This is a genomic window from Micromonospora sp. NPDC005172, assembly GCF_040608555.1.
Classification (GTDB): domain Bacteria; phylum Actinomycetota; class Actinomycetes; order Mycobacteriales; family Micromonosporaceae; genus Micromonospora.
In genome coordinates this window covers 12,196-38,912 of record NZ_JBEXIL010000001.1, presented here as the reverse complement: position 1 = coordinate 38,912, position 26,717 = coordinate 12,196, and the positions used below count along the sequence as shown (strand labels likewise).

At 72.9% G+C, this 26,717-nt stretch carries 23 protein-coding genes; 15 read left to right on the top strand and 8 right to left on the bottom strand.

The genetic code is table 11. The features are described from left to right. Window positions 1-76: 76 nt before the first annotated feature. Window positions 77-4,018: a type VII secretion protein EccCa gene (gene eccCa / locus ABZV06_RS00160; protein ID WP_355617292.1), complete on the top strand. Its 3,942-nt coding sequence runs from the start codon at window positions 77-79 to the stop codon at window positions 4,016-4,018. Window positions 4,019-4,052: 34 nt separating this feature from the next. On the opposite strand, the gene mycP is transcribed toward eccCa, so the two are convergent. Then, a complete protein-coding gene (gene mycP / locus ABZV06_RS00155; protein ID WP_355617289.1) occupies window positions 4,053-5,291 on the bottom strand; it encodes a type VII secretion-associated serine protease mycosin in 1,239 nt (412 codons plus the stop codon). Window positions 5,292-5,312: 21 nt separating this feature from the next. Next, a complete protein-coding gene (locus tag ABZV06_RS00150; RefSeq protein ID WP_355617286.1) occupies window positions 5,313-7,817 on the bottom strand; it encodes a hypothetical protein in 2,505 nt (834 codons plus the stop codon). Window positions 7,818-7,999: 182 nt separating this feature from the next. Between ABZV06_RS00150 and ABZV06_RS00145 the strand changes: the two genes are divergently transcribed. From ABZV06_RS00145 to ABZV06_RS00135, 3 genes are all read left to right on the top strand, one after another. Then, complete coding sequence (locus ABZV06_RS00145) at window positions 8,000-9,310, top strand: hypothetical protein (protein ID WP_355617283.1); 1,311 nt, start codon at window positions 8,000-8,002, stop codon at window positions 9,308-9,310. Between the two features lie 95 nt (window positions 9,311-9,405). Beyond that, entirely contained in the window at window positions 9,406-10,020 is a 615-nt protein-coding gene (locus tag ABZV06_RS00140; RefSeq protein WP_355243714.1) for a superoxide dismutase, read from the top strand. 6 nt (window positions 10,021-10,026) lie between these two features. After that, complete coding sequence (locus ABZV06_RS00135; RefSeq protein WP_355243712.1) at window positions 10,027-10,287, top strand: superoxide dismutase; 261 nt, start codon at window positions 10,027-10,029, stop codon at window positions 10,285-10,287. A gap of 75 nt (window positions 10,288-10,362) precedes the next feature. On the opposite strand, the gene ABZV06_RS00130 is transcribed toward ABZV06_RS00135, so the two are convergent. Further along, window positions 10,363-10,968 (bottom strand): STAS domain-containing protein, encoded by a 606-nt coding sequence (locus ABZV06_RS00130; RefSeq protein ID WP_355243709.1) that lies wholly within the window; start codon window positions 10,966-10,968, stop codon window positions 10,363-10,365. Between the two features lie 369 nt (window positions 10,969-11,337). Here ABZV06_RS00130 and ABZV06_RS00125 point away from each other — a divergent pair, with 369 nt between their 5' ends. The 5 genes from ABZV06_RS00125 to ABZV06_RS00105 all read left to right on the top strand — a co-directional run bounded on the left by ABZV06_RS00125 (window position 11,338) and on the right by ABZV06_RS00105 (window position 14,639). Next, window positions 11,338-12,027, top strand: a complete 690-nt coding sequence (locus ABZV06_RS00125; RefSeq protein ID WP_355243703.1) for a response regulator transcription factor — start codon at window positions 11,338-11,340, stop codon at window positions 12,025-12,027. Continuing rightward, a complete protein-coding gene (locus ABZV06_RS00120) occupies window positions 12,024-13,379 on the top strand; it encodes a HAMP domain-containing sensor histidine kinase (protein WP_355617280.1) in 1,356 nt (451 codons plus the stop codon). The genes ABZV06_RS00125 and ABZV06_RS00120 overlap by 4 nt, the downstream gene beginning before the upstream one ends. Further along, a complete protein-coding gene (locus ABZV06_RS00115) occupies window positions 13,376-13,945 on the top strand; it encodes a GerMN domain-containing protein (protein WP_355617278.1) in 570 nt (189 codons plus the stop codon). The genes ABZV06_RS00120 and ABZV06_RS00115 overlap by 4 nt, the downstream gene beginning before the upstream one ends. A 115-nt stretch (window positions 13,946-14,060) precedes the next feature. Next, window positions 14,061-14,444, top strand: coding sequence for a hypothetical protein (locus tag ABZV06_RS00110; protein ID WP_355243821.1), 384 nt, complete (start codon window positions 14,061-14,063; stop codon window positions 14,442-14,444). Window positions 14,445-14,492: 48 nt separating this feature from the next. Next, entirely contained in the window at window positions 14,493-14,639 is a 147-nt protein-coding gene (locus ABZV06_RS00105; protein WP_355048005.1) for a hypothetical protein, read from the top strand. Window positions 14,640-14,696: 57 nt separating this feature from the next. Here ABZV06_RS00105 and ABZV06_RS00100 read toward each other — a convergent pair whose 3' ends face one another. Continuing rightward, window positions 14,697-16,196, bottom strand: coding sequence for an FAD-dependent monooxygenase (locus tag ABZV06_RS00100; protein ID WP_355617275.1), 1,500 nt, complete (start codon window positions 16,194-16,196; stop codon window positions 14,697-14,699). Window positions 16,197-16,317: 121 nt separating this feature from the next. Further along, complete coding sequence (locus tag ABZV06_RS00095; RefSeq protein ID WP_355243690.1) at window positions 16,318-16,938, bottom strand: TetR family transcriptional regulator; 621 nt, start codon at window positions 16,936-16,938, stop codon at window positions 16,318-16,320. 61 nt (window positions 16,939-16,999) lie between these two features. Here ABZV06_RS00095 and ABZV06_RS00090 point away from each other — a divergent pair, with 61 nt between their 5' ends. Together ABZV06_RS00090 and ABZV06_RS00085 are read left to right on the top strand one after the other, a co-directional pair. Further along, complete coding sequence (locus tag ABZV06_RS00090) at window positions 17,000-17,203, top strand: hypothetical protein (RefSeq protein WP_355617272.1); 204 nt, start codon at window positions 17,000-17,002, stop codon at window positions 17,201-17,203. A 74-nt stretch (window positions 17,204-17,277) separates the two neighbouring features. Continuing rightward, window positions 17,278-18,231 carry a cyclase family protein gene (locus ABZV06_RS00085; protein ID WP_355243687.1) on the top strand — a complete coding sequence of 318 codons (954 nt, stop codon included), beginning with the start codon at window positions 17,278-17,280 and terminating at the stop codon, window positions 18,229-18,231. 84 nt (window positions 18,232-18,315) lie between these two features. Here ABZV06_RS00085 and ABZV06_RS00080 read toward each other — a convergent pair whose 3' ends face one another. Then, a complete protein-coding gene (locus ABZV06_RS00080) occupies window positions 18,316-18,774 on the bottom strand; it encodes a peptidoglycan-binding domain-containing protein (protein ID WP_355243684.1) in 459 nt (152 codons plus the stop codon). A gap of 146 nt (window positions 18,775-18,920) precedes the next feature. Beyond that, window positions 18,921-21,158 (bottom strand): tetratricopeptide repeat protein, encoded by a 2,238-nt coding sequence (locus tag ABZV06_RS00075; protein ID WP_355617269.1) that lies wholly within the window; start codon window positions 21,156-21,158, stop codon window positions 18,921-18,923. A 186-nt stretch (window positions 21,159-21,344) separates the two neighbouring features. On the opposite strand from ABZV06_RS00075, the gene ABZV06_RS00070 reads away from it, so the two are divergent. Both ABZV06_RS00070 and ABZV06_RS00065 read left to right on the top strand, forming a co-directional pair. Then, complete coding sequence (locus ABZV06_RS00070; RefSeq protein ID WP_355243678.1) at window positions 21,345-22,055, top strand: ThuA domain-containing protein; 711 nt, start codon at window positions 21,345-21,347, stop codon at window positions 22,053-22,055. Beyond that, window positions 22,025-23,128: a Gfo/Idh/MocA family oxidoreductase gene (locus tag ABZV06_RS00065; RefSeq protein WP_355617266.1), complete on the top strand. Its 1,104-nt coding sequence runs from the start codon at window positions 22,025-22,027 to the stop codon at window positions 23,126-23,128. The genes ABZV06_RS00070 and ABZV06_RS00065 overlap by 31 nt, the downstream gene beginning before the upstream one ends. Before the next feature lie 18 nt (window positions 23,129-23,146). Here ABZV06_RS00065 and ABZV06_RS00060 read toward each other — a convergent pair whose 3' ends face one another. Next, on the bottom strand, window positions 23,147-24,130 hold the full coding sequence (locus tag ABZV06_RS00060; protein WP_355617263.1) for an NAD(P)-dependent alcohol dehydrogenase: 984 nt from the start codon (window positions 24,128-24,130) through the stop codon (window positions 23,147-23,149). 102 nt (window positions 24,131-24,232) lie between these two features. Between ABZV06_RS00060 and ABZV06_RS00055 the strand changes: the two genes are divergently transcribed. Next, a complete protein-coding gene (locus tag ABZV06_RS00055; RefSeq protein WP_355243671.1) occupies window positions 24,233-24,949 on the top strand; it encodes a TetR/AcrR family transcriptional regulator C-terminal domain-containing protein in 717 nt (238 codons plus the stop codon). Window positions 24,950-25,062: 113 nt separating this feature from the next. Continuing rightward, a complete protein-coding gene (locus tag ABZV06_RS00050) occupies window positions 25,063-26,517 on the top strand; it encodes an alkaline phosphatase PhoX (RefSeq protein WP_355243668.1) in 1,455 nt (484 codons plus the stop codon). Window positions 26,518-26,717: the final 200 nt, after the last annotated feature.

The window sequence follows — 26,717 nt, the reverse complement described above, 5'->3', positions numbered from 1 at the left end:
CAGCGGGACTCCGCTCCCGCAGCCGCACGGCCGGTCGCAGGTAGGGGGAAAACCTCCACGAACGACAGGAGTGCACGTGGGCACCGTTCCCTTCGTCCGCCGTCCGCGCGTCGCCGGCCCGGTCGCGCCACCCGGGGAGATCGAGCTTCAGCCCCCTCCGCCGGTGCCGGAACCGGCAGCGGGCGGCATGGGACAGATCTGGCTCTACATCCCGATGGGCCTCGCCTCGATGGCGATGATGCTCGTCTTCGTGCGTCGTGACGCGGGCGTGCTCGCGTACATCGGCATGGGTCTGATGGCCGTGTCGGTGCTGGCCGGCGTCGTGGTGCCGTTCTTCCGGGCGGCCAGCGAGCACAAGGAACGCATGCACGGTGACCGCCGCGACTACCAGCGCTACCTCACCCAGATCCGGCGCAGCGCCCGCACCAGCCTGGTCGACCAGTACAGCGCCGCACGCTGGCAGCACCCCGATCCACGGGCGCTCTGGTCACACGCGTTGAGCCGCCGGCTGTGGGAGCGCCGCACCGCGCACGAGGACTTCGGCGAGGTCCGGGTCGGCATCGGAGCGCGCCGATCGACGACCACCCTGACCGCGCCGCAGAGCAAACCCGTCGAGGAGCTGGAACCGATGGCCGCGCACGCGCTGCGCCGCTTCATCCGCGCCTACTCCACCCTGCGCGACGCGCCGGTCGCCGTCTACCTCCGGGGATTCGCCCGCCTCCAGCTCACCGGCGACACGGCGGCCGTCCACGGCCTCACCCGTGCCGTGCTGGCCCAACTCGCCGTCGCGCACGCGCCCGGTGACCTGGTCGTCGCCTGCCTCGCCGCGCCCGGCCGGGAGCGGGACTGGGACTGGCTGAAGTGGCTGCCACACGCGCAGAACGACGAGGACCCCGACGGCGCCGGTGCCGGTCGCCTGGTGGTCGCCGACCTGGCGGGGCTCGACGCAGTGCTCGCCGGGCTCGGGGTCACCGACCGTCCGGCCTTCGAGCCGGACACCCCGATCACGGCCTCCGAACCGTTCGTCGTGGTCGTGCTCGACGGCCCGGTGATCCACGGCGAGCACCGGCTGGCTGTGGAGGGCTACCGCAACGCGGTCGTCGTGGACACCGCCGGGGCGTTCGACTGGCAGTCCCGCCCGCAGACCCTGTTCGCCGAGGTGACAGCCGACGACCTGCATCTCGTCACGTTCGACCACCTCGGCAAGCCGTCGCGCAACCGCCTGTGCCGCCCCGACACCATCGGCCTGCCGTCTGTCGACGCCCTCGCCCGCCGGATCTCCCGCCTGCGCATCGGCCAGGCCGTCGACGCCGAGGAACCACTGGCCACCGACTACGACCTGGCCGGTCTGCTCGGCATCGCCGACCTGCACACCTTCGACCCGGACGCGTACCGGGCCAACCGCCCGGCCGCGCAACGGCTGCGCGTGCCGATCGGCATCTCCACCACGGGGGCCCCGATCGAGTTGGACCTCAAGGAGTCCGCCGAGAACGGTATGGGCCCGCACGGCGTCCTCATCGGCGCCACCGGCTCGGGCAAGAGCGAACTGCTGCGTACGCTCGTGCTCGCCCTCGCCACCCGACACACGTCGGCCGAACTCAACCTCGTCCTTGTCGACTTCAAGGGCGGTGCCGCGTTCCTCGGCTTCGACCGACTTCCCCACACCGCCGCGGTGATCACCAATCTGGCCGACGAGCTCGAACTGGTCGACCGGATGCGCGACGCGCTCACCGGTGAGCTGGTCCGGCGGCAGGAGCACCTGCGGGCCACCGGGAACTACGCCTCCCGGCGGGACTACGAACGGGCGCGCGGCGAGGGCGCGCCGCTGGAACCGATGCCGGCCCTGCTGATCGTGGTCGACGAGTTCAGCGAACTGCTCACCGGCAAGCCGCAGTTCATCGAGGTCTTCGCGATGATCGGCCGGCTCGGGCGTTCACTCGGCGTGCACCTGCTGCTGGCCAGCCAACGGCTCGACGAGGGGCGCATCCACCAGATCGAGTCACACCTGTCGTACCGGATCGGTCTGCGGACCTTCTCCGCCATGGAGAGTCGCAGCGTGCTCGGCGTCCCGGACGCGTACGAGCTGCCCAACGTCCCGGGCAACGGGTTCCTGCGTTCGGACATCCAGACCCTGACCCGGTTCAAGGCCGCCTACTCGTCCGGCCCGTACCGGCGGAACGGGCGTACCCAGCGGGGTGCGACGCGGACCGGTGTGGTCACCTTCGGCGTGGAGCACGTCGAGCCAATCGCGGCGCCGCCACAGAGCCTCGACGACTCCGACGGCGAGAAGCCGCCCATGCTCGCCGAGGTGCTGCTGCAACGCCTGCAGGGGCGCGGGCCCGCCGCGCACCAGGTGTGGCTGCCACCGCTGCGGGAGCCCGCCAGCCTGGACCGGCTGCTGCCACCGCTCACGGACGACCCGGAACGGGGGCTGTGCCCGATCGGCGGCTACCAACCTCTCACCGTCCCGATCGGGCTGCTCGACCTGCCCGCGCAGCAACGCCGCGAACTCCTCCTCGCCGACCTGTCCGGCGGACGCGGCAACATCGGTGTGGTGGGCGGGCCGCAGAGCGGCAAGAGCACCCTGCTGCGGACGCTGATCTGCGCGCTCGCGCTCACCCACGCTCCGCAGGACGTGCAGGTCTACTGCCTCGACTTCGGCGGCGGCAGCCTCGCCTCACTCGGCGGCCTGCCGCACGTCGGCTCGGTGGCGAACCGGTTGGACCGCGACCGGGTCACCCGCACCGTGCTGGAGCTGTCCAACCTGCTGGTCCTGCGGGAGAACCTGTTCAGCCGATACAACGTCGACTCGATGGCGAGCTACCGCCGGATCCGCGCCACCGGTTCCCTGCGTGACCAGGACCCGTACGGCGACGTGTTCCTCGTCATCGACGGCTGGTTCTCCGTCCGACAGGACTTCGAGGAGTTGGAACCCCGCCTCACCGACATCGCCGCGCGCGGTCTGGGGTTCGGCGTCCACCTCGTCGTCGCCGCCCGCCGCTGGGCGGAGATGCGGCCCTGGCTGCGGGACGCTCTCGGCACCCGGTTCGAGCTACGGCTCGGCGACCCGATCGACTCGGAGATCAACAGCAAGTTCGCCGCCACCGTACCGTCCATTCCCGGGCGGGGCATCGTGCCGGAGCGCCTGCACTTCCTCGGCGCGCTGCCCCGCGTGGACGGAGACAGCGGCACCGAGGACCTGACCGACGCGGTCGCCGACCTGGTCGACGCGGTGGCCGCCGGATCACTCCCGCGCGCGCCGGAGGTCCGACTCCTGCCCAGCAGACTGCCGGACACCGCGCTGCCCGCACCCACCGCCGCCCGCCCGAGCGCGGACGTCCAGGTCGCCCTGGGGCTCGACGACGTCAAACTGGAACCGCTCTGGCACGACTTCGACGCCAGCCCGCACCTGCTGATCTTCGGTGACGCCGAGACCGGCAAGACCACACTGCTACGCCATCTGGCCCGCTCGATCGTCGCGCACCACCCCGCCGACGAGGCTCGGATCATCTTCGGCGACTTCGGCCGCGAGCTGTACGACGCGGTTCCGCAGGAGCACCAGATCGGCTACTCGGTCAGCGCGGGCTCGCTCGCCTCGGCCCTGCAGGAGGCGGTCGGGTTGCTCAAGGAGCGGGTACCCGGCCCGGACATCATCCCGAGCCGTCTGCCGTCCCGGGACTGGTGGACGGGCGGACGGATCTTCATCCTGGTGGACGACTACGAGCTGGCCGAGGCCGAGAAGCCCCTGCAACACCTGCTGCCCCTGCTGCCGCACGGCGCGGACATCGGCCTGCACCTGATCGTGGCCCGGCGGACCGCCGGCGCGTCCCGGGCCATGATGGACCAGGTGGTCCGGCGGGCCTGGGAGCTGGGCACCTCGGCCATGCTGTTCTCCTGTCCACGCGAGGAGGGCAGCTTCCTCGGCACGGTGCGGCCGCGCGTGCTGCCGGTCGGCCGCGCCCAGTACATCGACCGCCGCCGCAACGTCCGTCTCGTGCAGGCGCCGGTCGTCGAGTGAGCCGCCGACGTCCGGGTCGCCCCGCCGGGCGCGGTCACCGCACCGGCGGGGCGACCTCGGGCGCGGGGGTGACCGGGTCCGGCTCGGACACCTCGGCCGTACGCGCCGGACGCCAGCGTCGGCGGTGACCGGCGGGGCCGAGGACGGCCAGCACCGCGCCCCCGGCGGCGACCAGCAGCACCAGCGCCACGCCGGTCGCCAGGAGCGGTCCCACCTCGGCGGTGCCCGTCACGTCCGGTGCCGTCGCCCGCCGCGCCTCGCCCGCGATCGAGCCCGCCGTACCCTCCTCGGGCAGCATCGTCGCCAGCGCGGCCATCGGGTTGACCACGCCCCAGCCGAACTGCGCGTCCGGTAGCGCCGCGGCGGGCAGATCCGCGGTCGCCTGGAGGCGGTGGCGGATCTGCGCCGCGCTGAGCCCGGGACGGTAGGCACGTACCAACGCGGCGGTCCCGGCGACGAACGGCGCCGCGTAGCTGGTCCCGCTGCCCTGCCAGTGGCCGGCCCCTCGTGGACCGATGCTGACGACGTCCGCACCGGGCGCGAGCAGCGCCACCCCCGCATTCGGCGACGCCGCGTCCGACCGCCGTCCGCTGCTGTCCATCGCCCCGACGGCGAGGACTCCGGGCAGCGCCGCCGGGTAGGTGCGTACGCCCGCCCCGGCGTCCCGGTTGCCGACCGCCGCCACCACCACGACGTTGCGCTGCTCGGCGTAGCGGACGGCCGCCTCCATCGCCGGATCACGCACCGTGGTGCCGGCCGAGACGTTGACCACGTCCGCACCCCGGTCCACGGCCGTGCGGATGCCTGTCGCGATGGCGTCCGGCGCACCGGCGGGCTGGTCGGTGATCCGGATCGGCAGGATCCGCACCTTCGGCGCGAGGCCGACGAAACCTGTGCCGGACGCTGGCGCAGCCGCGATGATGCCCGCCACGAACGTGCCGTGGCCGAGGCAGTCGGAATCGGCCCGTCGCCCGCCCGTCCGGGTCAGGTCGACACCCGGCAGTACGCGTCGGGCGAGCTGCGGGCTACGGGCGTCCACCCCGGAGTCGAGGACCGCGACGACGACTCCGGCGCCCTCGGTCAGCGTCCACGCCCGTTCGGGTGTCAGGTGCCGCTGCGGCCACGGGATGTCCGGAATCGACGAGGCCGGCGCCGGCAGGCACTGCCCGGTCCGCAGCGGCGGCAGGACCGGCGCCGCCCACACCGGGCCGACGCCGAGAAGAGTGGTCGCGAGTCCCGCCGTCACGGCGAGGGCGAGCCGACTGAGACGCATCCGTTGTCACCTTCTGTCGGGTCAGGAGACGTTCGCGGTCAGGGTCCGCTCGACGAAGCCCAGCGGCGGCCCGGCGAGGCGGTCCGCGGCGCCCACGTCGGTGACCATCCGGGGCGTGGCGGACCGCCGCCGGTCCAGCGCCCGTTGCAGCCGGCGCAGCGCCGCCCGGTCGTCGTCGTCGAGCCCGCGTCCGCTGGTGGTGTCGCCGGGAAGCAGCTCCCGCAGCAGCACGGCGGTGCCGGGCAGCGCGCCCCGGTCGCCACCCGGCTCGTCGTTGACCGCCAGGACCTTGAACCGCGTACCGGCCAGGAACACCGCCTCGTCCAGATCGCTCTGCTCGGCCAGCACCCCGATCTGCCGGGCGGTCCGGGACAGCACCACGAAGTCGACGTCCGCGCCGTCGGCACACACGTCCATGGACGCGCTGACGCTGCGGAACGCCGGTTCGACGAGCGTCGTGCCCTCCGGGTAGAGACGCCGGGCGGGTACGCCCACCCGCCCCTGGCCGACCACGGCCCGGCGGTACGGCGGCAGACGCCGCAGCCCGGAGACCAGACAGGGCAGGAGGCCCGGGGTGTCGACGTCCTGCCCCGTCCGCAGCGCGGCGTTGACCGTGGCGGCCGAGGTGCGCAGGAACGCCCGGACCGCGACCAGGTCCGACTTCTCCGCGGGCGCGACCGCCTGACGCAGCGCGGGCCACGCGGCGAGCGCCGCGTTCACCAGGGTGATCGAGTCGTGGTAGGCGACCCCGAGGGCGGCGGTCAGCGCGGCCTGCTCCTCCCCGGTGCTGGGCCGGTCGACCACCGCCGCACCGGACGCCGCGAGCCAGCGTGGGACCTCCTCGACCGGAGGCGCCTCGGTGACGTCCGGGCCGGAGATCGTGCGCATGGCCGGGATCGGCCCGAGACCGGCGACGCTCAGCGGCGGCGCGGACGTGCCGTGCGTGAACCGCGCGGCGGGCGAAGCGGGCGGCGCGGCGACCGGTGGCTCTGGCGGTGCGACGGGGGCCGTCGGCGCGGCGACCAGCGGTGGTGGCGGGTCGACCGGTGGCGCTGGCGGTTTGACCGGTGGTGGTGGCGGGGTGACCGGTGGTGGTGGCGGGGTGACCGGTGGCGGCACGACGACCGCTGGCACGACGACCGGTGGCGGTACGACGACCGCTGGCGCGGCTACCGGCGGCGGTGCCGTCCGCAGCGGCGCGGCCGATACGCCGGTCGGTGCCGCCACGATCGGTGCCGCCACGATCGGTGCCGCCACGATCGGTGCTGACACGGCCGGTGGTGAGGGGACCGGTGCCGGCGCGGTCGGTGTCGGCACAGCCCGTTCGGTGTGGGTGGGTGTCCTCGTCTCCGTCGGCTCCGCTTGCGGGCCCACCGGGCGCAGGGGAAGGGGCAGCGTGACGACCTCGGCGGTCGCCCAGGCAGGGCGTGTGCGCAGCGCGGGTGCCGGCGGCTCGTGCACCGGCGGCTCGTGCAGCGGCGGGGGAGCGTCTGGTCCGTCCCACACCCGGCGTACCGCCTCCCGCATGCCCGGGGAGGTCTCGCCACCCAGCACGAGGCGTCCCTGGACCGGGTCGACGAACGCCAGGTCCGTCGAGGCGTACCCGCCGTCGCGGCGCAGCAGCACCCCCATGGGCACCACTTCGGCGAGCAGCCGCTCCACCGTCCGGTGCCGGTAGAGCCGGTCCCCGGTGCGACGCCAACCCTCCATGATCGCCGGCGGCCCGTCCCGCATCGGTTCGGCAGGAGTCGGCTCCGGCGGCCGGGCATCGCCGAGCAGGGCGGCCAACGCGTCCAGCCAAGCCGGCTCGGGCACCACGTCCGACGTGTCCAGCAGCGCCGCCTCCACCCGTACCGGAAAGTGTGCCGGCAGTCCGGCGAAGAGCGACGCCACGTCCGCGGCCTCGGCCACCGGCCGGCCGACGTGCCGCAGCACGAGCGTCGGCCCGCGCGGGTCGACCGGGATGCGGTACGCCGGGTCCCCGGCGGCGGCCGGCGCGGAGGTGGCCGAGCGCAGCAGCAGGCCGGCCGGGACCGGGTCGGCGACCAGCCGCCCGAGGTTCATCGGTCGGTCGGGCAGGCACGGCTCCCAGGCCGGGGTCGGGCATCGGTTGGCGGTGACCGGGCAGTCACCGCCACCGGCGAACGAGCGCCAACCCCAGGCCCCGGTGCCGCCCGCGGCGTACCAGGTGCCGCGCGGCACGACGACGACCGGCCCGTCGGGCGCGAGCAACTCCACCCCGGTGCGCGCCGCGAGGTCGGTCAACCACGGGGCGTACGCCTCGTCGGGGCGGCCGACGCGGTCCGCCGCCACCCACACACGCCGCACCCCGCCGACGTCCGCGGCCTCCTGCACGACGGTACGCAGCAACGCGGCGCAGTCCGGCTCGCGTAGCGCGCGCTCCGACGGCACGACCAGCACGTCGGGCGGCGCCCCGGCGCGCAGCAGCCGCCACAGATCGAGCGGCTGGTCCTCGACGTGCGAGAGGACGGCGGTCGCGCCGTGCCACTCGACGTGCAGGGGCACGTCCCGTCGGCGCTTTCTCCACCCGATCGCAGTCACGTCCTTGCAACGGGCTCGGCACCCCGCCCGGTTCACGCCGGGAACATCCGGGCAGAATCTTCGATGTCGATCGCCGTCGAAGTGAACGAGCGCGTTCCCGTCCACGTTGCTAGTACGTGGCTGCTACCGGGAGAGGGTGGAACACGGTGCGGGGCTTCGGGCTACAGAGGATCACCGGGACAGGCCGTGGCCTGATCGTCGGCGTCGCGGCGGTGATCGTGCTGGTGCTGGTGGTCGGCCTCGGATGGAGCTTCGCGTACGCGGGCAAGGACACCCTCACCGGCCGTGCGCTCACCGGGGACCAGCTCACCGCGCTGTCCAGGGCGGGTCACGCCTGCCCGGCCGTGAGCTCCGCCCGCCTCGCCGGTCAGCTCATGGCGGAGTCCGAACTGGATCCGGCGGCCGCGCGTACGGAGTCGGGCGGGCGCGGCATCGCCGGGCTCACCGACGAGCAGTGGCGTCGGTGGGCGCCATGGCCCGGTGCGCAGCGCGAGGACACCGACGCGGCCCTGCTCGCGTTGGCGCATCTGATGTGCAACCTCGTCGGCGAGCTCCGCACGAGCGGCGTCGACGGGGACGCGTGGCGGCTGGCGCTGGCGGCGTTCCGGTCCGGGCTCGCCGAGGTCCGCAAGGCGGGCCGGGTGCCCGGCAAGGCGAACGACTACGTGGACCGGTCGGGGAAGTACGCGGCCTACTACCAGACCCTGCCGCAGTTCGCGTCCGCCGGGTCGACCCAGTCCCTGGCCGCCGGGTCGGCTCCCGCGGCGGTGCCGTTGCCGGACGAGTTGGTCCCTGCCGTGGTCGCCGCGGGCAGCCGCTGCCCCGAGGTGAGTGCCCCGGCAATCGCCGGGCAGTTGATGGCGCTGTCCAGCTTAAACGCGGAGCAGCGCGGGCCGTCCGGTGAGTTGGGGATCGCGGGCTTCTCCGAGGACGTGTGGCAGGACAACGCCCCCAAGGGCGCCTCGGTGTGGGACCCGCAGGTGGCCGTGCCGGTGCTGGGCGACGTGCTGTGCCGCTTGGTCCGCGAGCTGTCCGGGCTTCCCGGCGACCCCTACTTGCTGGCTGTCGCTGCGTGGCACGCGGGTGTCGACACGGTACGCCGGGCCGGCGGCGTGCCGGACGCGATGACGCGGGCGCACCTGCAGACCGTCGCCGCGTACACCGACTACTACCGGCTCGACACCCGGCTGGCGAAGCCGTCCGCGCCTCTGCCGTCCCCGTCGCCGTCCTCGTCTCCGGCGTCCGCGTCGCCGTCGGCCCGGACGCCGGCTCCGACGAAGGCCGCACCGCCTGCCACCCGAGCCGCCACGAGCCCGGCCAAGCCAGCGGCCACCACGGCGCAGGCGCCCGCGACCACGGCGGCCCCGCCGCCGGCCGTGACGACGGCACCCACCCGCTTCGGCCCGCCGGGTGGCCCCGGCGGCGGCTATCCGTGCCGGCGTCGCTGCCGCTGGTGACCGCCACGTCGTGACGTCCCCTGGGCGGTGATCGCCTCCTTGTTGCAAGATAATGGCAATAGCCATAACTAGGCAGCAGCGAGAGGACCTTTCTCATGCCCGTGTACAACCTGCCTGACCTGCCCTACGACTACGGTGCACTTGAGCCCGCGATGTCCGGCGAGATCCTGGAGCTACATCACGACAAGCACCACGCCGCGTACGTCAAGGGCGCCAACGACGGGCTCGACCGGCTCGCCGAGGCCCGCGACAAGGGTGACTACGCGACGCTGGTGGGGTTGGAGAAGACGTTCGCGTTCAACCTGTCCGGGCACGTGTTGCACTCGATCTTCTGGAACAACCTGTCCCCGGACGGCGGTGACCGCCCGGACGGTGAGTTGGCGGCGGCGATCGACGAGCACTTCGGTTCCTTCGAGGGGTTCGCCGGCCAGTTGTCCGCGGCGACGAAGGGCGTGCAGGGCTCCGGGTGGGGTGTGCTGGCGTGGGAGCCGCTGAGTCAGCGGTTGATCGTGGAGCAGGTCTACGACCACCACGGCAACGTCGGGCAGGGTTCCACTCCGATCCTGGTGTTCGATGCTTGGGAGCACGCGTACTACCTGCAGTACCGCAACGTGCGTCCGGACTACGTGGACCGGCTGTGGAACCTGGTGAACTGGACCGACGTGATCTCGCGTTTCGACGCTGCCCGCGCCGCCACTCCGAAGATCTGACCCGGCGTGAGTGGGTACACCCCCGAGGCGGCCGAGATCGTGCAGCGCGCTGCCGGGGTCATCGCCGCGAAGCATCGCGGTGACCTCGCTGGCGCGGAGGCGTTGATGTCGGCGTTCGGCTCCGAGCAGGCCCGTACCCTCGGCTTCTATCTGCTGGCGGACCTGGCGCTCGGCCTGGTCAAAGCGCAGAGCGGCCAGTCGATGGACGACCTGGTCCGCGAGCTATCGCTGCTCTTGGCCGACACCGCGCAGTCGCCACCGGCCTGACCGTCCGCCGGGTCCCGTCCACCGACGGGACCCGGCGAACGCCGCGGCCCGCGCAGCGCCGTTCCGGGAGAACGCCTACGCCCCAGCTCTGGGCGCGGCCGCCGCGGACAGCGCCGGTCGGGCCATCCGGTCGAGGGCGTCCTCGCGGCTGTCGAAGATCGGGAAGACCCCGTCCAGGCGCATCGTGTGCAGGACGGTCCGGACGAACCGTGACGGCGCGGCGAGGCAGAGCGTGAGCCCCCGCTCGCGGGCGTCGAGGTGGGCGCGCACCAGCAGGCCGAGCCCGGTGGAGTCGATGGCGCGTACACGGCTCAGGTCGACCAGCACGGGTGCTCCCGCGTCGCCCGCCTCCCGCAGCGCGGCACGCAGCGCGTCGCCCGTGGCGAGGTCGATGTCTCCGCTGGCCGTGACGACCGTGGCGTCGTCCAGGTGGTCGATGCCGAGGATCCCGCCGGGACCGTGGCCCTCGATCGGGGCCTGCCCGGGGCGCGAGGGCGGGAGCAGACTGCAGTGCGGGCAGCGGTGCGGGCCGGTGGCGAACGGGGAGCCGCTCCACCCGTGCTCGGCGACGAGCGTCCAGACGACCTCGGCGTCGGGGAGTACGCAGGCGGTGGCGGTGAGGCTGTCGCCGCAGGTGTCGCAGATGAGTGTCATCAGGTTGTCGTCCGGGACGACGGTCATGCTGCTGGTCCTTCCTGTCCGGATGAGTCGGGCCGGCCGGGGCGGCCAACGGGGCTCACGGTCGCGGCGACGTCGGCCCGACGACCACCCGCTCGGGACGCAACGCCAGCAGTCGGTCGAACGCCGTCCCGCTCTCGGTCAGGCAGCTCAGTCCAGTTGGGTGATGCTGACCTCCACCAGCGGCAGCGCGTACGACGGAGATCTGAGCGGTCCCGTCACTGTCGTACCCCTCTCCGGTGGCTCTGGTCGCCTGCCACCGTGCCTGTCCGGCGTGGCGGGCGTCGCGCGGATCTATGACAGTTGGGTGACAAATCCGCAGGCCGGCGGACGCGATTGGCCGTGTCGTCGTGGCCTGGGGATGATGCGGTTATGACGGCCGTACTGGTGATCGAGGACGACGACCGCATCCGCCTGGCGCTCTTGCTCGCCCTACAGGACGAGGGGTACGACGCGGTGGGCGCGGCCACCGCCGAGGAGGGGTTGCGCGCGCAGCGCCGTGACCCCGCCGACTACGTGCTCGTCGACCTGATGCTGCCCGGCCTCGACGGTTTCGAGTGCATCCGCCAGCTCCGCCGCGACGACGACGTGCCGATCGTGGTGGTCAGTGCCCGGGACGACACCCACGACATCGTCGCCGCCTTGGAGGCCGGTGCGGACGACTACCTCGTCAAACCGGTCGCGATCAAGGAACTGACCGCGCGGCTGCGGGCGCTGCGCCGCCGCGCTCGCGCCGTCGTCGGGGGACCGGCGGTGGAGCCGGTGCCCGTGCTGGCGTTCGGCGATTTGGAGATCAGTCCCGACGCGGGCGAGGTGCGTCGTGACGGCCGGCCGGTCGCGGTGACCCGTACGGAGTTCCGGCTGCTGTGCGAGCTTGCCGAGCACGCCGGTCGGGTGCTGTCACGTCAGCAGTTGCTGCAACGGGTCTGGGGCTACGACATCGGCGACGAGCGGCTTGTCGACGTGCACGTGGGCCGGTTGCGGCAGAAGATCGAGCCCGATCCGGCGACCCCTCGCCACCTGGTCACCCTGCGGGGTATGGGCTACAAGTTGCAGCGATGAGACGCCTCGGACTGCGTACCCGGGTCACCGCCGCCTTCGCGGTCGGCGCGCTGCTGCTCGCCGCCTCGATGGCCCTGGTCTCCTACGAGCTCACCCGCCGCTCCCTGATCGGCGAGCGGGAACGCACCGCCCTGCGCGCCGCCTACTTCGACGCGACCGTCGTACGCGCCGGGATCGACACCGACACCCCCGACGTCGTGGAGGTGCTCCGGTCACTGGACACCGGTGGTGGACGACGGCCGGTGCTGCACCTCAACGGCGAGTGGTACGCCCGCACGGCCGACCCCGGCCCCACCACCGCCATTCCCCGTGACCTGCGGCGCGTCGTGGCGTCCGGGCAGCCGGCGGTGCAGCGGGTACGGGTGGACGGTCAGTCCGTCCTCGTGGTCGGCGTGCCGCTGTCCGCGACGGCGGCGTACTTCGAGGTCAACTCCCTGCGCGAGTTGGAGCAGACGTTCCAGGTCCTGGCGCTCGCGCTGACCACCGTGGCGATCATGATCGCCGGGTCCGGGGCCGCGCTCGGTTGGCACGCGACCCGGCACGGGCTGCGCCCGCTGACGGCGGTGGCCGACGCGGCGGAGAAGATCGCCGCCGGTGACTTCACGGCCCGTCTGGACCCTGCCACCGACCCCGATCTGACCCGGTTGTCCTCCTCGTTCAACCAGATGGTCGACCGGCTCGCCCACCGCATCGAGCGGGACCGCCGCTTCGCCGCCGACGTCAGCCACGAACTGCGCTCGCCGCTGCAGACGCTCGCCGCCGCGGCGAGCGTGCTGGCTCGTCGTCGGGAGCACCAGGACGAGCGGACGGCGATGGCGGCGGGGTTGGTCGCCGACGAGATCGATCGCTTCCAGCGGCTCGTCAACGACCTGATCGACCTGGCCCGCAGCGATCAGCCCGCGCATCGCGCGCCGGTGGACGTGGTGGCCCTGGCCCGCGCCGCCTGTGCCGCCCTGGACCTGCCGGCGTCGATCGTGCGCCTCGCGCCGGGAGTTCCCCCGATGTGGCGGGTCGAGCGTCGGCGCGTCGCCCAGGTCCTGGCGAACCTGCTGGACAACGCCGTGACGTACGGGGGCGGCCCGACGTCCGTCCTGCTCGACCGCGACGGCAGCGCCGCCGTCGTCGAGGTCGAGGACGACGGCCCCGGCGTACCCGTCGAGGACCGGGAGGCGATCTTCGACCGCTTCGTGCGGGGACGTGCCGCCCACACCCGTGGGGCGGGCGACGGCACCGGCCTCGGTCTCGCCCTGGTCGCCCAGCACGCCACCGCGCACGGCGGGAACGTCACCGTCACCGACCACCCCGGCGGAGGCGCCCGCTTCCGCGTCATCCTGCCGGACAGCCTGGCATGAGTCGTCGGCACCTGCCCGGGTTGGCGCTCGTCGCGCTGCTGGCCGGCTGCGGCATCCCCGCCGACGACGCGCCCCGCCCGGTGCCACCGCCGCGCGGACCGTTCCCGACCACCGCCGACACCGCCTCCGCCGACTCCGCACCGGCCGGTCCCGCCACGGAGACCCTCTGCCTCGTCCGCGACAACCGGATCGTCCCGGTGCTGCGGAGCGTCGACCGTCCACCCACCATCGAGGAGCACCTGCGGCACCTGTTCGCCGGCCCCACCGCGCCCGAGCGGGACACCGACCTCACCAGCGCCCTGCCGGGGGCGGTCACCGCGGCCGGAGCGACGGTGAGCGCCTTCCAGGCCCGGGTCGTCGTCGACGAGCCTGGTGACGACGCCGGGCGCAGCGACGAGGTCCTCGCCTTCGGGCAGATCGTCTGCACCCTCACCAGTCGCCACGACGTCACCACGGTGACGTTCCTGCGCGACCGACGGCCGCTGGGAGTGCCCCGCGCCGACGGGCTGCTGTCCGCGCAGCCGCTCAGTCGTGCCGACTACGCCCCCCTCATCGCTCCACAGTGAGCCGTTCCGCTCACGAAGCCGTCCGAGATTGATCGCCGGATGTCGTTTCGACCGGACAGGTCCGTGGGTATCAGCCCGCCGGCTGATCGTCCAATCGACGGAGACCCTCGTGATCATGGCTCTGCTGCTCGACCTCGCCAACATCGTCGGCGGCTTTCTGCTCGCCATCGCCGTGCTGCGGCTGCTGCCGCGCGTCGGTGACGACCTGGGCCGCCTCGCCGGACGGGTCGCGCCGATCGCGTGGGTGGTCGGCCTCGTGGCGCTCGTGACCGGCGGCTACTACCTCATCGTCCACCTGGTGTCCGGCCCCCGGGTGTTCCACTTCGAGGTGGTCGGGATCGGCGTCGGCCTGGCCCTGTTGTGGGGCCGTCTGACCGGTCGTCGGTCGTCGGGCGTCGAGCAGTCGGACGGCGCGACCGGAGTCCGTCTGTTGCTCGCGATCTTCGGCCTGATCGCGATCGTCGTCGGCATCCAGGGGCTCTTCACCCCGGACGGCTGATCGTTTTCCCCGCACCCCCGCAACCCCCCCCTGAATGAGGAGACCTCCATGTCCGCCCAGGCATTTCTCTACATCATCGCCGTCATCCTGATCGTGCTCGCCGCCCTGCCCCTGCCCACCCGGGGCATCTCGTTCGCGCTCCTGGGCGCCGCCTGCGCGTTGCTCGCCTACGCCTGGCCGGTGATCACCAACTGACCCTGCGCTGTCGACAGCCGGTGGCCGGGAGCGCGAGGCGCTCCCGGCCACCTTTGGTCACAGCGGCCGGCCGAAGTGGCGCGTGAGCGCGGCGCGCAGCGTGTCGGCGTCCCCGTCGGACCAGGCGACGAAGCAGTCGGGGCGTACGAGCAGCGCGGTCGCGGTCGTGCCCTCCAGGTGACCGGTGACCACGTCCACCCGGTCCCGCCACGGCGCGGCGACCCCGGCCCAAATGCCCGTGGAGTCCAGCAGCAACGGCCGGGCGGTACGGGTCAGCTCGGCGAGGCGTACGACACCCTGGTCGCCGCGTACGACCACGTCGGGGGCGGACCGGCCAACCATCTCCTCGGCCGGGTCGGCGGGGTAGCGGACGTCCGCTCCGGACATCAGCGCCGCGATGTGCCCGGTCACCTCCGGTATCCGCAGCAGCTCGGCGAAGAGCTCCCGCAGGCCGGTGATCTCGTCACCGGGGCTGATGAGCGCCGACTGTGCCCGGGTGGACATGACGACCCGTTCGGCGACCGGCCGGCGCTCTGTCTCGTACGTGTCGAGCAGGTCCTCCGGTGCCCAGCCGCGCACGGTGGCGGCGAGTTTCCACCCCAGGTTCACCGCATCCTGGAGGCCCAGGTTGAGGCCGGGGCCGCCGATCGCGGGGTGCACGTGCGCGGCGTCGCCGACCAGCAGCACCCGGCCGGCGCGGTAGCGGGCAGCGATCCGGGTGTTGCCGCCGCTCAGCCGGCGGAGCAGGCCCGGCCCGTCCGGGGGGCCGAGGGGAAGGTCGACACCGAGCACCCGGGTGACGCTGGCGCGCAGCTCCGCCAGGGTCATCGCGGTCTCGTCGCTCGTCGACGCGTCGGGCCACTCCGTGGTGCTGACCAGCGCCGGGCGGCCGGGGAACGGTGCCCAGGCGATCACGCCGCGGGGGGTACGGGTGTGCTGGAACGGCGGCACGACGCCGTAGCCGGGGGCGAGCAGGCCACCGGTCCCGGGGTCGAGGGAGGACGCCGGGACGGTCACGGTGGCCGTGCGGGAGACCGACCGGTCGTTGGTGACGCCGGGGAACTCGATGCCGGCGATGCGGCGTACCACGCTGCGGCCGCCGTCCGCGCCGACGAGGAAGCGGGCGGTGAGCCGCGTACCGTCGGCGAGGTCGACCTCGACCGCGTCGGGCCGTTGGCGCAGGTCGACGACCTCGTGGCCGCGGCGCACGTCGACGCCGAGTTCGGCGGCGCGGGCGGCGAGGGTGGCTTCGAGCTGGGCCTGCGGTACGCCGAGCACGTAGTGCGGGTTGTCCGCGAGCACCGTGAGGTCCAGCGGGAACGCGCCGAAGGCGAAGGCGGGTTGCGGGGTCGGCGGGGTGTTCTCGCCGGTGAGGCGCGCATACAGGCCGCGTCGGTCGAGGAGCCGCACGACCTGGCCGACGAGGCCGTTGGCGCGGGGCTCGCCTCCGGGCGTCGGGTGGCGTTCGAGGACGACGGGGTGGACGCCGGCGAGGGCCAGCTCGCAGGCGAGCATGAGGCCGTTCGGGCCGGCGCCGACGATGAGGACGTCGATCACGGTCGTGATCCCTTCGGGGCGTGCGTCATCGCCACGGCGGGCGCGGCGGATGACCGGCCTGCCGCGGGGTGTGACGCGGCGGAGGATGTGGGTGAGTGGTGCCCTGGTCAGGGCCGGGTTGTCAGCGCGGTGGCGCGGGAAGGCCGGCGGCGACCTGGGCGAAGGCGTCGGTGATGAGGTTTTCGATCGGGGTGGGCGGGTCGGCGCTGTCGAGGTAGTGCTGCATGGCGACGGCGACGGCCGCGCTGGCGGCGGCCGCGACGAGCCTCGGGTACATGTCGGTGGCGAGGTCGGTCCCGGTGCGCTCGGCGACCGCGGCGGCCAACTCGGCCTCGGCGGTCGCGACGGCGCGCAGTCGCTCGCCCTGGAGGGCGGGCTCGGCGAGCATGGTGCGGACGCCGGCCACCCACTGGGCGTGTGCGGGGGAGGGCATCGCCTCGACCTCGGGGCCGCGCGTGAACTGCTCCAGCGCGGCCTGGGTGAGCGCCTGCCACAGGGGCTCGTCGGTGGGGCGTTCGCGCAGCGCGGCGGCGGTGCGCAGGCTGCGGTCGAGGTGGCGGGAGGCGATCGCCTCGGCCTTGCTGGAGAAGTAGTTGTTGAAGGTACGCGGGGAGACGCCGGCCGCCTCGGCGATGTCCTCGACGCGGACGTTGTCGTAGCCGCGCTCGGCGGTGAGGTGGATGGCGGCCCAGCCGAGCGCCGCCCGTGTCTCGGCCTTCTTGCGCTCCCGCAGCCCCGTCATGCCACCACGTTAGCACTTCTTGCGTGACCCGCAAAGATGCGTGCCCCGCAAAACTCTACCGTTGCCTCGTGTTCCGCGTCGCGTCGATCGGGCTCGACAAGGTGCGTCGGTCGCCGTCGACGGCGCTCACCGACACATCGACTACGTCTACTTCTGGAAGCGGCTGCCGGCGTACCAGCTCCTGTGGATGACCGGCTACGACATCGTCGGTGGCACCGCGTCCGACCACAACGGCGTCGTCGCCACGTTCACCATCCAGAGCTGACGCGTCGGCCCACCGGGGCCTACGGGATACCCTGCCCGGGGTGCCCCGACGGCCTGGATGAAGGAGCCGAAGCGATGACGGCAGAGCGGATGTTGCCGACGCAGGAGGACGTGCTCGGATACTTCGACACGCTGTCGAACTGGGGCCGCTGGGGCGACGACGACGAGCGCGGCACGCTCAACCACGTCACCGACGACGTCCGGCTGGCGGCAGCGCGGGCCGTGCGCCACGGCAGGAGCGTGTCCTGCGCGTGGGAGGTCGCCGTGCCGGGGGAGATGGAGCGGTCCACGACCGTCTGCCCGTACGCCGTCGACATGCCGGGCGCCGAGAACATGCCGGCCGCCTTCCACGCCGACCGGCGCTGGGGCTTCTCGACCGAGCGACTCGGCATCACGTACCACGGCAACACCATCACCCACCTCGATTCGCCGTGCCACCTCTTCTGGGACGGCACGCTGTACAACGGGCGGTCGCACTCGCTGGTCGACGAGGTGACGGGCTCGGCGTGGGCGGCCGTCACGGCGGCGCCGGACGGCATCGTCACCCGCGGTGTCCTGCTGGACGTCGCCCGGGCCCGCGGCGTGCCCTGGTGGGAACCCGGGCAGGGCGTGTTCCCCGCCGACCTCGAGGAGGCCGAGCGCCGCCAGGGCGTACGGGTGCGTGCCGGCGACGCGGTGCTCCTGCGGACCGGCCATGGCCGCTTCCGGCGCGAGGGTCGCGAGGCCAGCGGCTTCGCGCAGACCGGCTGGCACGCCTCCTGCCTGCCGTGGCTGCACGAGCGCGGCGTCGCGCTGATCGGCGCCGACTCCCCGCAGGACGTCCAGCCGTCGGGATACGACGACGTGTTGATGCCCGTGCACGCCGTCGGCCTCGTCGCGATGGGTCTGTGGATGCTCGACAACTGTGACCTGGAGGCGTGCGCGGCGACCGCCGCCGAGCTGGGTCAGTGGGACTTCCAGCTCGCCGTCGCCCCGGTCCGCTTCGTCGGCACGTCCGGCAGCCCGGTCAACCCGATCGCCACGTTCTGACCGGAACGCGGGACGACCGCCCCGGCCGGAGCCGGGACGGTCGTTGGCCGAACACCCCCGATGTGACGTGCGCCCCGCGCGTACTCAGTGGTTGTTGTTCAGCCAGATACAGGAGTTGTCGCTGCCCGTCCACCGCCAGCACAGGTGGTCGCGGGTCTGTGGCCCGTACTCGCCGTCGACGGAGATGCCGAGGTCGGCCTGGGTGCTGCGCAGCGCGTTGTAGGTGTTGCCGCCGAAGTCGTTGTCGACTCCGTTGGGGCCGAGGTACTTGCCGTAGATGCCCTGCAACGTCCGCTGCAGCTCACCGACGCCGGAGCTGTGGTCACCCCGGGTCAGCAGGCAGTTGAAGTTGATGGTGCTGGAGACGTACGCCGGGATCCAGGCCGTCGAGCCCCGGGCGCCGGACCAGGTCGAGGTGTAGACGCCCGCGCCGTTGCAGTGCGGCAGGGCGGCCTGTGCGGGTGCGGAGATCGCCACCGCGCCGCCTGCGGTCGTGACCGCGAGAAGTGCGGTCAGGCCGAGGCGTTGGAGACGTCGGAGCATGGAACCCCCCAGGTCGAGGTGGAAGTCGTCGCATGCGCATCGATGCGACGAGCGCCTTGCCTCACCATCGTTTCGTCCGCCGCCGGGACCGAACAGGAGCCGGACCGGAGATTGACCGGCACTTGCGGCCGGGTGTGCGTGGTGTCTCAGCGTGCTGACGCGAGCTTGGCGTCGAGCGCCTCGGTGTCGGCCTCCCCGAGCGAGACGAGGATGTCCCGCGCCTGCTCCCAGGCCACTCGGGCCGACGCGGCGTCGCCGGCGGCCAGGTGAGCGTCGCCGAGGCTGACCAACGCGTCCGCCTCCAACCGGCGGTGACCGATCTCGCGGCGCAGGCGGACCGCGTGCCCGAAGCAGGTGACCGCCTCGGTGCACGCGTCGAGCTGGAGGTGCGCCTGCCCGAGGCTGGCCCAGGTGATCGCCTGGCCGAGCACGTTCTCCACCGACGTGAACAGGGCCAACGCCTGCTCACAGCTCTCGATCGCGGCGTGGTGGTCGCCGAGTTGGCCCTGGGACCAGCCCACCGCGTTGAGCGCGAAGGCCTGGCCGGTGACGTGGCCGGCCTGCCGGTGCAGGCGCAGCGCCTCCCGGGCGTGGCCGAGGGCCAGCTCCGGCTCGCCCGTCTGGTCGCGGATCCACCCGAGGTTCAGTTCGACGCGGGCCTGGCCGGCGAGGTCACCCAACCGCCGGTACCGGTCGTACGCCGACTCCAGGTGGCGCTGCGCGTCGGCGTACTGGTGCAGCGCGATGTCGGCGAAGCCGAGCACCCCGTGGGCGTACGCCTCGGCCCGGTCGTCGGCCAGCCGGACCGCCGCCGACAACGCCGCCTGCAAACTGCTGGTCCAGTCCTCCCAGTAGCCGCCCTGGTTGAGGTAGGTGGTGATCGCCCAGGCGAGGTGGCACGTGTGGCGGTCGAAGCCGTGGTCGGCGGCCAGCCGCAGCGCCGAGAGCAGCACCGGGTGCTCGTCGGTGAACCACGCCATCGCCGCGTCCCGGTCGGCCAGTGGCACCGGCGCGACACCGGGCCCCGGCGGGTCGACCGGCAGCCGGTCCCGCTGCGAGTAGAGCAGTTCGTCGGCCGCGTACGCGACGGCGAGGTAGTGGTCGAGCAGCCGGGTGCGGGCCGCGTGGCGGTTCGCCGCGCTGTCCTCGGTCGCGGTCAACTCGGCGGCGTACGCGCGCAGCAGATCGTGGTACGTGAACCGGCCGGGGCGGTGTTCGCTGAGCAGGTGTGCCCGGGTCAGCTCGGTCAGGTGACGCTGGGCCTGCGCGGGCGTGATCCCGGCGAGGCTGGCCGCCGCGGCGACGGCGAAGTCCGGGCCGGGATGCACACTCAGCAACCGGAACAGCCGAGCGGTGTCCTCCTCCAGCGTCCGGTACGACCAGGACATGACCAGCCGCAGGTCGGTGACGGGTTCGCCGCCGTCGAAGGCGTCCAGGCGTCCGGCCTCCGGGCGCAGGTGCGCCGCCAGGTCCATCAGGCGGAATTCGCCGTGGATCGCCGCCCGGGCGGCCACGACGGACAGCGCCAGGGGCAGTCCGGCGGACGCGCCGACGATGGCGTCGACGGCGTCGGGCTCGGCTGTCACCCGCTCCGCGCCGAGGCGTCGGGTCAGCAGTTCGCGGGACTCGTCCCCCGACATGACGTCCAGGGTGACCGGGTGGGCGCCGTTGACGCTGACCAGCCCCAGGAACTGGTGCCGACTGGTGACGAGGACGAAGCAGCCCGGCGCTCCCGGCAGCAGTGGGCGTACCTGGTCGGCGTCGCCGGCATTGTCCAGGACGACGAGCACCCGTCGGCCGGCCAGCAGGCTCCGGTACCGGGCGACCTGCTCGTCCAGCCCGGTCGGCGGACGGCCGACCGGTCCCGCGAGGGCGTTGACGAACCCGGCGAGCGCCGTGCTCGGGCCGAGCGGGATGCCTCCCGGGTCGAAGCCGCGCAGGTTGACGTAGAGCTGGCCGTCGGGAAAGTACGCGGCGACGCGGTGTGCCCAGTGCACCGCGAGCGATGTCTTGCCCACCCCGGCGGTGCCGGAGACGATCGCGAGTCCCATCGCGGTCGGCTGGTCCACCGCCCGGGCCAGGATCTCGTCGAGGCGGGCCAGCGCGCCGTCGCGACCGACGAAGCCGAACCCGTCCGCCGGCAACTGCGCCGGAACACCGTTCGGCGGGGGCGGGGTGGGCGCTCCGGCGAGGAAGCGGTCGCGCCGGGACCCCTGAAGGCCGAAGGCGTCGGCCAGCAACAGCATCGTCGCGGGGCGCGGCCGGGCGATCCGGCCGGCCTCCAGATCCCGCAGGTGCCGGACCGAAAGCCCCGTCTTGGCAGCCAGATCCTCCTGGGTCAGCGCGCTGCTGCGCCGAAGTTCCTGCACGGCCTCCCCGAACACGGGAATCACCGTATCGACGGCGCTCAGCATGGACAATCGGCCATCCGACGTACGTTCCGGAAGTGCCGTCGGACGGCCCGCAGCGCCTTCGCGTTGTCACCTTTCGCCGCCTTGGACAGAATGGTGGTGATCACTGCGGCCGGTCGTGGCCGGCCCGGTGACGAACGGACGGTGGGAGGAGCGACGGTGGCGCAGCCGAGAGCACTGGTGGTCCGCGGCGGATGGGAGGGACACCAGCCGGTCGAGGCGACCGAGCTGTTCATCCCCTTCCTCGAACGGAGCGGCTACGCGGTACGGGTCGAGGAGTCGACGGAGATCTACGCCGACGCCGACGAGCTGGCCGGGACCGACCTGATCGTGCAGTGCATGACGATGTCGGAGATCACCTCGACCCAGGTGGCGGGCCTCAGGGCGGCGGTCGTCGCGGGTACGGGCTTCACCGGCTGGCACGGCGGCATCGTGGACGCGTTCCGTGCCTCGTCGGACTACCTGCACCTGGTGGGCGGCCAGTTCGCCACCCACCCGGGCAAGGAGCCGTGCGAGCGGCACGGTGGGGAGGAGGACAACTTCCTGCCGCACACGGTGCGCATCACCGACCTGGGCAGGGAGCACCCGATCACCGCGGGGATCGAGGACTTCGACCTGGTCACCGAGCAGTACTGGGTGCTGCACGACGACCTGGTCGACGTACTGGCCGTCACCACCCACCCCACCCGGGAGTGGCATCCGTGGCACCGGCCGGTCACCTCGCCGGCGATCTGGACCCGCCGCTGGGGCGCCGGCCGGATCGTCGTCACGACCCCGGGCCACAACCTCGACGTGCTGGAGCACCCGGCCGTGCGTACCGTGATCGAAAGGGGAATGGTGTGGGCGACCCGCACGGCGTCGGCATCGTAGGTCTCGGGGTCATCTCCCGCGCCTACCTGGACACCCTCGCGCAGCACCCCGCGGTCCGCATCGCCGCGTTGGCCGACCTCGACGCGTCCCGGTCGGCCGCGGCGGCGGCCACGATCCCCGGCAGCGAGGCGGTGAGCGTCGAGGGGCTGCTCGCCCACCCGGACGTGCAGACCGTGCTCAACCTGACGATCCCGGCGGCGCACGCCGACATCTCGCACGCCGCGATCGACGCCGGCAAGAACGTGTACGGCGAGAAGCCGCTCGCCGTGACGTTCGCGGACGGCCGCTCGATCCTGGAACGGGCCGCGTCGGCGGGCGTCCACGTCGGGTGCGCGCCGGACACCGTGCTCGGCACGGGCACGCAGACGGCGCGTGCGGCGATCGACGGTGGGCTCGTCGGACGCCCGATGTCCGCGACGGCCGTCATGGTCACGGCGGGTCACGAGCGTTGGCATCCGCACCCCGACTTCTACTACACCTCGGGCGGCGGCCCCCTGTTCGACATGGGGCCGTACTACATCTCGGCGCTGATCCACCTGCTCGGGCCGGTACGCGCCGTGGTCGGCGCCGCCAGCCGCCTGCGCTCCGAGCGCGTCATCGGTTCGGGCCCGCGGGCCGGCGAGCGCATTCCCGTGGAGGTGGACACCCACGTCACCGGCGTCCTCGAACACGTCGACGGCGCTCTGTCCACCATCACCACGAGCTTCGACGGCACCACCACGACGGCGGCGCCCATCGAGGTGCACGGCGAGACCGGCACGCTCGCCGTACCTGATCCGAACTACTTCGACGGCGAGGTCCGCCACTTCGCGCTCGGCGGCACGGAGTGGCGGCCTCTGGAACCGCAGGCCGGGTACGCCGAGAGCGGCCGGGGCATCGGTCTGCTCGACTTCGTCCTGGCCGACGGTCAGCGTCCACCGCGCGCGGGCGGCGACGTCGCGTTGCACGTCCTCGAGACGATGACCGCGCTGCTGGAGTCGGCGGCGAAGGGTCAGCGGATCGAGCTGACGACGACGGCGCGGCGGCCCGACGCGGTGCCGCTCACTCCGGCCGACAAGTGGAAGGGGCGCTGACCGGTCGCGCGGCGGACGTCAGATGGTGATGACGACCTTCGCCCGGGCGTGATCGCCCTCGACGTACCGAATGGCGTCGGGGACCTCGTGCAGCGGGTACGTCCGGTCGATGACCGGGGTGAGGTGGCCGGCCTCGACGTGGGCGCGGAGGGTGTCGAGGTGTCGACGGTCCGGCGTCGTGGTGAGCGTGACGATGCGCTGTCGGACCAGCGGCGCGAGCAGTCGGCCGCGGGCGATCAGCCACACCGGCCCGACGAGGCTGCCGCCGCCGTACACGCCGCCGCCGGAGAGGACCAGCGTCCCGGTCGGTGTCAGCGCCCGCCGCAGTTCGGTGAGTGAGCGGTTGCCGACCAGGTCGAGCACGACGTCGTGGCGGCGTGTGCCGTCGGCGAAGTCGTCCCGGCGGTAGTCGACGACGTCGTCGGCGCCGAGGGAGCGGACCAGGTCGACGTTGCGGGTGCTGCACACGCCGGTCACGGTCGCGCCGAGTGCCCTGCCCAGTTGCACGGCGAGGGTGCCGACGCCGCCCGAGGCGCCGTTGACGAGCAGGCGCTGACCGGGCTCGACCCGCCCCGCGTCGCGCAGCCCCAGGAGCGCGGTGATGCCGGCCAGCGGCAGGGCCGCCGCCTGGTGCGGAGTCAGGTTCGCCGGCATGGCCGCGACCTGCGTCTCGGGCACGCACGCGTACTCGGCGAACGCGCCGTTGGCGTCGCCGAGGTCGCCGAAGACGGCGTCACCCACCCGGACGTCCCGCACGTCGGCCCCGACGGCCTCGACGCGACCGGCGATGTCCCGGCCGCGGATGCGCGCGCGAGGCCGCGAGGGGCCCATCGCCAACCGCGCCATCCGGGGATCGCCGCGCATCGCATGCCAGTCGTACGCGTTGAGCGAGGCCGCCTGCACCCGGACGAGCACGTCGTTCGGGGCGGGCACCGGCGTGGCGACGTCGGTGAGCGCGAGGGTCTCCGGGCCGCCGTATCGGTCCTGCACGATCGCCTTCATGGCCCCTCCTCGGGGTGTACGGTGTACACCAACGCTAAGTGTACGCCGTACACCTGTCAAGACGGTTATGGTTCAACGACCGCCGGACAGGACGAGGACGAGATGGCTGAGCAGGCTGAGACGCTGCGCCGGACGCCGCTGAGCAGGGACCGCATCCTGCGCGCGGCCGTCGCGCTCGCCGACGAGGCCGGCATCGAATCCCTCAGCATGCGCAACCTCGCCCAGGATCTCGGCGTCGTACCGATGGCTCTCTACAAGCACGTGGCCAACAAGGACGAACTGCTCGACGGCATGATCGACGTGATCGTCGACCAGATCGACCCGGTCGCGCCCGACACGCACTGGAAGGACGCCACCCGCCGGCGCGTCCTCTCGGCACGGGAGGTGCTGCGCCGTCACCCCTGGGCCCCCCTGGCGATCGAGTCCCGGAACATGGCCACGCCGGCCGTCCTCGCCTACCTCGACTCGGTGGTCGCTACCTTCCGAGCCGGCGGATTCTCCGCCAACCTCGCCCACCACGTGATGCACACGATGGGCAGCCGGGTCCTGGGCTTCAGTCAGGAGTTGTTCGACGACGCCCGCCGCGTCGGTCGGTCCGGAGCGGCCAGCCCCGAGCCTGCCGCCGCCCTGCCGCCGGAGTTCGCCGACCGGTTCCCGCACCTGGCGGAGATCGCCACGGCGGCCTCGCACGACGACCAGTCGGTCGTGGGGCAGGGCTGCGACGACCAGTTCGAGTTCGCGTTCGCGTTGGACCTGCTGCTGGACGGCATCGAACGGCTGCACGAGCAGGGCTGGACGTCGCCGCGACGATCCCGGTGACGCCGAGTCTTCACCCGGATGTCACCGCCCGAACCCACGGGTGATGCGTCGGCGTCTGTCGGCGGGGGTTGGCTGTCGGCCGTCGCACTTGTCCTGACCAGGAGCTGATCCGCGTGCCTTCCTCCCGTCGTACCTTCCTCGCCGGCGGCGCCGCCGCCGGTGTGGGCCTCGCCGTCGCCGGTGGCCTGCCGTCCCTGGCGCAGGCCAGCCCCGGCCGGCCGCACTCGCCGGGCTCGGGCGGTCACGTCCCCTTCCCGCCGCTCGTGGACGACCCCAAGGGGGTCCTGGCCCTGCCCGAGGGCTTCCGCTACACCGTGGTCACCCGGGCTGGCGTCACCAGACTCGACCGTGGACAGGGTGTGACCCCGTCGGACCACGACGGCATGGCCGTCTACGACGCCGGGCACGACCGCTACACCCTGATCCAGAACCACGAGATCGACCCGGGCGCCGAGTTCGGCGTGCCGCACGTGAAGGGCACCGTCTACGACGCGAGCGCCGTCGACGCCGGTGGTTGCACCGTGATCAGGACCGACCGTGCGGGGCGCAACCTCGGCGAGTTCGTCGCGCTCTCCGGCACCATCTCCAACTGCGCCGGCGGGCCCACCCCGTGGGGCACCTGGCTGACCTGCGAGGAGACCGAGGACCGCGCCGGCGACAGGTGGGAGGAGGGCGACCGCTCCGGCGTCTTCGCCAAGGACCACGGGTACGTCTTCGAGGTCTGGGCCGACGGCAGCGCGGACCCGAGGCCGATCAAGTGCCTCGGCCGCTACTCGCACGAGGCCCTGGCGATCGACAAGGACCGCACCCACGTCTACCTCTCCGAGGACGCCGACGAGCCCAACGGCCTCTTCTACCGCTGGTCCGCGCCGCGCGGCGTGAAGCTGGGCCCCGGCGTGCTGACCCGCCTCGCACCGAACGCCGGTGTCCTCGCCGCGATGCAGATCATCATGGACGACGGTTCGGTGCTGCCGGACGTCGCCTACCTGACCTCCGCCCAGCTCGGCCGCCCGTTCGCCGTCCGGTGGATCGAGGTGCCGGACCGCGACGCGCGGCACACCTCCGTCCGCGAGCAGTTCACCGACGGTCAGGTCACCCGTGGCCGCAAGTTCGAGGGCGTGTGGAGCACCGACGAGGGCGTGTACGTCGTCAACTCCTACGCGTGGGACGAGGGTGACCTGCCGGCGGACGCGGCGCCGCACGACGGCATGGTGTGGTTCTACAACTTCAAGGACCAGACCATCCAGCTCGTCACGTACTTCCCGCACCAGGGCGCCTCCGAGGAGGGGACGCCGGTCAGGTACACCGACATCACCTTCGACGGCCCGGACAACGTGACGGTCACCCCGTGGGGGAGCCTCGTGCTCGCCGAGGACGGCAAGGGCGCCTCCCACGTGCTCAGCACCATCCCGGGCGGGCCGACGTACGCGATCGCCCGCAACCAGCTCAACGACTCGGAGTTCTGCGGGCCGACCTTCAGCGCCGACGGGAAGGTGCTGTTCGTGAACATGCAGGACCCGGGTCTGACCCTGGCCATCACCGGCCCGTGGGAGAAGTACCTGGGCTGACGACGAACACGACCGACAGGTGGGGACCAGGCGGCAGCCCGGTCCCCACCTGCGGTTTTTTCAAACCTCCGCAGTGCCTGACTATTGTCACGAGTTCGCGTGCACCTCGCACCGGAGCCGGTGACTAAGCGCACTGGAGCCCACCCAGGCTCGTCGATGAGACTCGATGCAACGCCGGAAGACAGCAGCCGGCCGGATTC